At 65.9% G+C, this 1,286-nt stretch carries 1 protein-coding gene; it reads left to right on the forward strand.

Annotated elements, in window-relative coordinates; all coding sequences use genetic code 11:
- The coding region (locus tag WS61_RS22055) for an Ig-like domain-containing protein (RefSeq protein ID WP_257127326.1) at positions 1-1,286 on the forward strand (1,286 nt) is incomplete at both ends.

A 1,286-nucleotide genomic window follows, 5' to 3' on the forward strand; every position in this document is an offset into this window, starting at 1 on the left:
GGTACATCGCTGTCGGGTACAGCCGAAGCTGGCGCAACGGTCAACATCGATACCAACGGCGACGGCACGCCGGACGCAACCGTGACGGCGGACCCGAGTGGCGCATGGACGTATACGCCGTCGACCCCGCTGCCGGTTGGCACGGTGATTGGCGTGACGGTCACCGATGCAGCAGGCAATACGGGGCCGTCCGCCTCGGTGACGGTGACGGGCGATACGACGGCGCCTGCGGCACCGATCATCGGCACCGTGACGGACGACGTGGGCTCGGTTGTTGGAGCGATTACTTCTGGTGGTGCTACTGATGACGCAACGCCTACTCTTGCTGGCACGGCGGAAGCGGGCAGCACGGTGAGCGTCTACGACGGTACGACGCTGCTGGGTACCACGACAGCGGACCCGTCCGGAAACTGGACGTTCACGCCGCCGACGGCGCTGGGTGAAGGCGCACATAGCCTGACCGTCACCGCAACCGATGCCGCAGGCAACGTAAGCACGCCAAGCACGGCATTCAACCTGACGATCGATACGACGGCGCCTGCATTGCCGACGGTGAACGCGACGGACGGTACATCGCTGTCGGGTACAGCCGAAGCTGGCGCAACGGTCAACATCGATACCAACGGCGACGGCACGCCGGACGCCACTGTGACGGCCGACCCGAGCGGCGCATGGACGTATACGCCGTCGACCCCGCTGCCAGTTGGCACGGTGATTGGCGTGACGGTCACCGATGCAGCAGGCAATACGGGGCCGTCTGCCTCGGTAACGGTGTCGGGGGATACGACGGCGCCGGCGGCCCCGGTCGTTGTTAGCGTCACGGATGACGTCGGTTCGATCGCCGGCGTGCTGACGATTGGCGCAACGACGGATGACACGACGCCGACGCTTGCCGGTACGGCGGAAGCAGGCAGCACGGTGAGCGTCTATGACGGCGCGACGTTGCTCGGCACGACGACGGCGGACCCGTCCGGAAACTGGACGTTCACGCCGCCGACGGCGCTGGGTGAAGGCGCACATAGCCTGACCGTCACTGCAACCGATGCCGCAGGCAACGTAAGCACGCCAAGCACGGCATTTAACCTGACGATCGATACGACGGCTCCTGCATTGCCGACGGTGAACGCGACGGACGGTACATCGCTGTCGGGTACAGCCGAAGCTGGCGCAACGGTCAACATCGATACCAACGGCGACGGCACGCCGGACGCAACCGTGACGGCGGACCCGAGTGGCGCATGGACGTATACGCCGTCGACCCCGCTGCCGGTTGGCACGGTGATTTG

Source organism: Burkholderia sp. ABCPW 11, from assembly GCF_001523445.1.
GTDB lineage: Bacteria > Pseudomonadota > Gammaproteobacteria > Burkholderiales > Burkholderiaceae > Burkholderia.